We start from the raw sequence: 6,119 nt of genomic DNA on the forward strand, positions 1-6,119 counted from the left end.
GAAATCCTTTGATTCCTTTTCTGAGTTTTCCCTTCCTGTTGAACTGTTTCATCATGTCTTTCATCTGGTCGTAAGATTTGAGAAGTTTGTTCACGTCCTGAATGGTTGTGCCGCTGCCTCTGGCAACGCGTTGCTTTCTAGAATAGTTAAGTAGTTTCGGGTTTCTCCTCTCCTTGAGAGTCATCGAATGGATTATGGCCTCGGTTCTTTTCATGCTTTTTTCGCTGCCGGCCAGATCCACATCTTTTGGCGCTCCCGGTATCATTTCGAGGATATCGGCTATTGAACCCATCTTCTTTATCTCTCTCAGCTGGTCCAGAAAGTCCTCGAGGTCGAACTTGTTTTTGAGGAACTTCTCCTCCATTTCTCTAGCTTTTTCTTCATCGACGTTGGCCTGTATCTTGTCTATCAGAGATAGAACATCGCCCAGGCCGAGTATCCTTCCGGCGACCCTTTCTGGATAGAACACCTCGAGGCCGTCGGGCTTCTCCGAGATCCCGATGAACTTAACGGGTTTTCCTGTTACGTGTCTTATCGAGAGAATCACACCGCCCCTGGCGTCGCCGTCCAGCTTGGTGACAACGAAACCGGACAGTTCCAGCACTTCGTTGAAGGCCTTCGCAGAATTGACGGCATCCTGGCCGGTCATCGCGTCAACCACCATTAGTATTTCGTCGGGTTTCACCAATGTGGCTATTTCCTTCAGCTCACCCATCATCGTATCGTCTATGTGTAGCCTGCCTGCCGTATCGAGTATCACGACATCGTTGATATTTTTTATCGCCTGCTGCATAGCTTCTCTGACGATCGACACCGGGTTCCTGCGATCGCCGGTGAACACCGGAATATCGATCTGTTTTCCAAGCTGGATCAACTGGTCGATGGCCGCCGGCCTATAAACGTCGGCAGCCACCAGAAGCGGTTTCTTGCCTTCTTTTCGAAGGAGAGTAGCCAGTTTCGCCGTGGTGGTCGTTTTACCGCTTCCCTGGAGACCCACCATCATTATCCTGGCGGGCTGACTCGATAGTCTCAGCGGTACGGGTCTTTCTCCAAGCATGGTTATAAGTTCGTCCCTGACTATTTTTATGAACTGCTGGTCCGGAGAAAAGGACTTCAAAACCTCTTCGCCGAGGGATTTTTCCGTTACGCCGTTGATGAACTCCTTCACGACTTTGTAGTTGACATCGGCTTCCAGGAGCGAAAGCTTCACCTGTTTTACGGCTTCTTCTATGTTTTTCTCGGATATCCTTCCCTTTCCACTGAGCAGCTTGAAAGCTCTGCCAAGTTTATCCTGGAGATTCTCAAACATCCAAACACCTCCGCAGCCTGAAAAGTATACTACGAGGTTTCCTTCGATTGTTGAATTTACACGAACATCGAAGGTGATAATACCCGCCTTTAATTAAATTATGGTTACTATAATGAAATCAATAAACCTAACTAATCTATAAAAACTGTGGGATGAAGAGAGTGTTTAATGTGGATATCAAAACTCCGAATTACGTGATCACCGATGACAAAGCATATCGGCTGATACCAGCTTATAAATTTTGCTTCTTTGAATTCAGTTTTTTGTAACAATCTCGGCAGACGGCAATATATTTATCCATTCCTCCAACGTCGATTTCGCTATCGATATGGTTGGAAGTTCTGTGCGTGACCGTCGCGTTGTACTCCCCGCAGACATGGCAGACCGCTTTCTTCTTCACAACCTCGTCGGCAATGGCCATAAGGCTGGCCGTTATGGCGAATGGACGGTGCTTGTAGCTCATGTCCAGGCCCACACAGAAGACGTCTATTCCATCGAAGATTATCTGCTGAACTACCTCCAGCAGCTCCGGATCGAAAAAGTTCACTTCATCCACGAATACGGCATCGAGCCTGCCACTCTCTGCCTCCACCGCCATCATGACTTCGGCCGAGTTTTTTACATTCACCGCGGGAACCTTCTGACCTGTGTGGCTGACAACGTGGTCCGTCGAGTATCGATTATCTATGAGTGGTTTGAAGACCTTGACGTTTTTCCTTCCAAGTGTGTAGATCTCTACCATCGAGAGGAGCGTTGAGGTCTTTCCCGAGTACATGGGTCCCACGACGACCGTAAGCTTTCCAGCCATAGACTTACCTCCTCATCTTTTTTTCATTTGAAACAGGTAATCAGCGAGGCTTCCATCGAAAAGACAGTATTTCGAGCTTTCCAGTACTGCGACCTTCAGGGCTTCTTCGGCAGTTAGTCCCTGTAACAACCCGGAAGAAAACACTGCACCGAAGAGGTCTCCGCTTCCGAACTTATCCGCTCCCGGTACCGGGGGACTGTGAATCACACCCCTGTGAATGGCACCTTTGGCTCCGGCCTTTATTATCAGCTTCGATTCGCAAGCTATCACCCGTGTATGATCGTTCGCCAGAACATAATCGAACTTTTCAAAACCAGATAGATTTTTAAGCTCTATACCGGGCGATGGATCGAGAATTCTGTATCTGGAGTCGATAGCGTCAAGAAGATTCAGAGGTTCGGCACCTATCTCGAGTGTCGTGTACGCGAGGGCGAACTTCTCTCCTTCAAGAAGTCTCCGCAATGCTCCAGACACGGCAGGTCTCGAGGGTCTTTGAACTGCGAGAACTTCTGTGCCGCGGTAAAGGAAAATGCCGCGTTGACACCCGCTCTGAACGGGAAGAGAATCGAAAGCATAGCCGACCCTGTTGCCGGGGCCGAAACAGCTCAGAAAGAGCACATCCAGGCCCATCGACGAAAGGCACATCGCCACGTTGTACGCCGAACCGCCGGGCCTGGAGATCACCGATGCGGTGTGTCCGCTACCGGTGATCTCTATGTCCTGCAGGTATCCACCAATTACGAGTATTCGATTTTCACTTGGTTCTATAAAGTCTGTCACCGGCATCTCCAAGTCCCGGTATTATATACGCATGATCGTTGAGTCTCTCGTCTAGTGCCGCTGTGAATACTTTGACATCGGGATGGTTCTTCTGGATGAATTTTACACCTTCGGGTGCCGCTATAAGACACATCAGCGATATCTGCCTGCCACCGGCTTTCTTCACCAGCTTTAGTGCCCAGGAAGAAGAGACCCCCGTGGCCAGCATCGGATCGAGAACGAAGATCTGAGTCGTGTCATCTATCTTCGGCAGCTTCGAGTAGTACTCGACCGGCTGTATGGTGTCGGGGTCGCGGTAGATTCCTATATATCCCACCGAAGCGTTCGGCATCAACGAAAGAACCCCTTCGACCATTCCCAGTCCGGCTCTGAGGATTGGAACGACCGTGACTTTTTTATCTTCTATCATCTTCCCGTGCATCTTTACCAGAGGCGTTCTGATCTCCTTCTCATAGGTGGGTATATGCCTGGTGGCCTCGTAGGTCAAAAGAAGAGTTATCTCTTTCAGCAGTTCTCTGAACTCCTTCGGGCCGGTCTGATCGTCGCGCATTATAGTCAGCTTGTGCTCGATCAGCGGATGATAGACGATGGTTAGTTGCTCAAACATCCAGCTCACTCCTGCTCACCAGATCGGCGTAGAGCGGGAACTTATCGGTTAAATCCTTCACCTGGCTACCGACTTCCTTAACCACTATTTCGTCTATTTCGCCTTTATCTCCGGTAACGTTTTCTATGACCTTTACGACCAGATCGGCTATCAAGGGCATTTCGGCTTCGGTCATTCCTCTGGTGGTAACTGCCGGTGTTCCGATTCTTATACCGCTGGTTACGAAAGGCGACTTCGTTTCTTTCGGGATGGTGTTCTTGTTTACGGTTATTTCGGCTCTTTCCAGAGCTTTTTCGGCCGCTTTTCCCGTTACATTCTTCGGATTGAGATCGACGAGAAAGAGGTGTGTGTCGGTTCCGCCGGAAACGATTCTGAGACCCCTCTCTTCGAAGGAGCTGGAGAGTTTTTTGGCGTTGTTCAGTATGTTTTGCTGGTATACTTTGAATTCATCCTTGAGTGCCTCGCCGAAAGAAACGGCCTTGGCCGCTATCACGTGCATCAGCGGGCCGCCCTGAGTTCCCGGAAAGATCGTTTTGTCTATCGATTTTCCTATCTCTTCATCGTTGGTCAGGATCATGCCACCTCTGGGTCCCCTGAGGGTCTTGTGGGTGGTCGTGGTGACTATGTGGGCAAAGTCCAGTGGATTAGGATAGAGTCCGGCTGCGACCAGTCCCGCAAAATGAGCCATATCTACCATGAGTACCGCGCCGACTTCATCGGCTATCTCCCTGAATTTCTTGAAATCTATGATTCTCGAATACGCGCTACCGCCGGCCACTATCACTGCCGGTCTATTTTCAACGGCCAGCTTCCTGACCGAATCGTAGTCTATAACTTCACTGTCCTCGTCCACTCCGTAAGCCACAACGTTGAAAAGCTTTCCCGAGAAGTTGACCGGCGAGCCGTGGGTTAGATGACCTCCATGGCTGAGGGACATGCCCATTATCGTGACTCCGGGCTCGGTTACCGCCAGATAGGCCGCCATATTGGCCTGTGATCCGGAATGGGGCTGAACGTTGACGAAATTGGCGTTGAAGAGACGCTTGGCCCTATCCCTGGCAAGGTTTTCGGCCTCATCCACGAAACGGCAACCTCCGTAGTACCTCTTAGCGGGATACCCTTCGGCGTACTTGTTCGTCATAATCGATCCGACAGCCTCCATGACGGCTATGGAAACGAAATTCTCGGAAGCGATCAACTCCAGTCCGTTTTCCTGCCTTTTTAGCTCCTTGATAATTATATCGAATACCTCTCTATCCTTTTTACCAAGAACTTCCCACATAAGAAACCCTCCTCAGTGTGTCGATTCGAACATCTTTGCGAGTGAAACATCGTACGGTGGTCTTGCGATTCCCTTTTCCGTTATTATGCCTGTAATCAGGTTCCAGGGTGTTACGTCGAACGCGGGGTTGTAACACTTGACACCGTCGGGTGCGATCTGACTCTCCCCGATATGTGTGATCTCTCTGTGACTTCTTTCCTCTATAGGTATCTTTTCCCCATCGCTGCAGGATAGATCCACGGTGCTCAAAGGGGCGGCTATGTAGAAAGGGATTCCATGATTCTGGGCCAGTATCGCCAGCGAGTACGTCCCGATTTTGTTGGCCGAATCACCGTTTGCGGCAATCCTGTCGGCCCCGACAACCACAAGATTCACGTATCCCTTCTTCATTACCCAGCCGGCCATGTTATCGCAAATAAGAGTCACGTCGATACAAGATTTCATCAACTCCCAGGAGGTCAATCTGGCCCCCTGGAGGTAAGGACGCGTCTCGTCTGCATAAACTCTGACTCTCTTTCCCATCTCTACCGCCGATCTTATAACTCCCAGCGCCGTTCCATAATCAACAGTTGCGAGGGCCCCGGCGTTGCAATGGGTTAGTATTCCATCGCCATCTCTCACGACCGCGGAACCGTTCTTCCCGATAGACCTGTTTGTGAGTATGTCCTCCCGAGAAATGACTATCGCCTCTCTCTCGAGTGCTTTTATCAATTCCTCTGGATTCAAAGAAGACAAACCGGCAAAAAGCCTTTCCATACGCTCAAGCGCCCAGAAGAGATTGACCGCGGTTGGTCTGCTTTCGGCGAGTCTGTTCTTGACGGCCTCCATGTGTTCGGCGAGCTCTTCCGGTTTCTTATCGAATTCCATGGCTCCAAGCACGTATCCAAAGGCTGCACTTGCACCTATGGCCGGCGCGCCCCTGACCACCATGTCCTTTATAGCGCTGTAAACCTCTTCGTGTGTTTGGCATTCTACATAAACTTCCTCGACCGGTAGCCTTCTCTGGTCTATAAATATGACTCTGTCGTCGCTCCATTCGAGAGTTATGCTCTTGAACCTGGCCACTATCCCTTCACCCTCTGCAAGAGATTGTAGATCATACTCCTGTAGGCTTCCTCAAGCCGGGAGCCTCTCATATGTGTCACTATTCCCTGACCGTTATCGGCCAGTCCCACCAGTTTCGGGTCGAAAGGCAGACTGGCCAGAAGCGGAATGGAATAGCTCTCTGAGAGCCGTTTGCCGCCGCCACTTCCGAAAAGGTCTATTCTTTCGCCGCACTTTGGACAGGTGAGATAGGACATATTCTCCACCAGTCCAAGAATCTTTCTGTGCA

At 50.2% G+C, this 6,119-nt stretch carries 7 protein-coding genes; all 7 read right to left on the reverse strand.

Annotated elements, in window-relative coordinates:
* Window positions 1-1,309: signal recognition particle protein (gene ffh, locus PKX57_RS10955; protein WP_472417307.1), on the reverse strand; the 1,309-nt coding region annotated here is incomplete at its 3' end.
* Between the two features lie 232 nt (window positions 1,310-1,541).
* Window positions 1,542-2,117, reverse strand: coding sequence for a thymidine kinase (locus PKX57_RS10960; RefSeq protein ID WP_213920603.1), 576 nt, complete (start codon window positions 2,115-2,117; stop codon window positions 1,542-1,544).
* A 12-nt stretch (window positions 2,118-2,129) separates the two neighbouring features.
* Window positions 2,130-2,897: a carbohydrate kinase family protein gene (locus tag PKX57_RS10965; RefSeq protein ID WP_213920604.1), complete on the reverse strand. Its 768-nt coding sequence runs from the start codon at window positions 2,895-2,897 to the stop codon at window positions 2,130-2,132.
* On the reverse strand, window positions 2,872-3,504 hold the full coding sequence (gene upp, locus PKX57_RS10970; RefSeq protein WP_213920605.1) for a uracil phosphoribosyltransferase: 633 nt from the start codon (window positions 3,502-3,504) through the stop codon (window positions 2,872-2,874). Before upp ends, PKX57_RS10965 begins: the two co-directional genes overlap by 26 nt.
* Complete coding sequence (gene glyA / locus PKX57_RS10975) at window positions 3,497-4,786, reverse strand: serine hydroxymethyltransferase (RefSeq protein ID WP_214048237.1); 1,290 nt, start codon at window positions 4,784-4,786, stop codon at window positions 3,497-3,499. Before glyA ends, upp begins: the two co-directional genes overlap by 8 nt.
* Window positions 4,787-4,798: 12 nt before the next feature.
* Window positions 4,799-5,851, reverse strand: a complete 1,053-nt coding sequence (mtnA, locus tag PKX57_RS10980) for an S-methyl-5-thioribose-1-phosphate isomerase (protein ID WP_472417310.1) — start codon at window positions 5,849-5,851, stop codon at window positions 4,799-4,801.
* On the reverse strand, window positions 5,851-6,119 hold a 269-nt coding region (locus PKX57_RS10985; protein ID WP_472417312.1), incomplete at its 5' end, for a P-loop NTPase. The genes mtnA and PKX57_RS10985, both read right to left, overlap by 1 nt.

Origin of the sequence: Mesotoga sp. (assembly GCF_035363035.1) — a bacterium.
Classification (GTDB): Bacteria; Thermotogota; Thermotogae; order Petrotogales; family Kosmotogaceae; genus Mesotoga.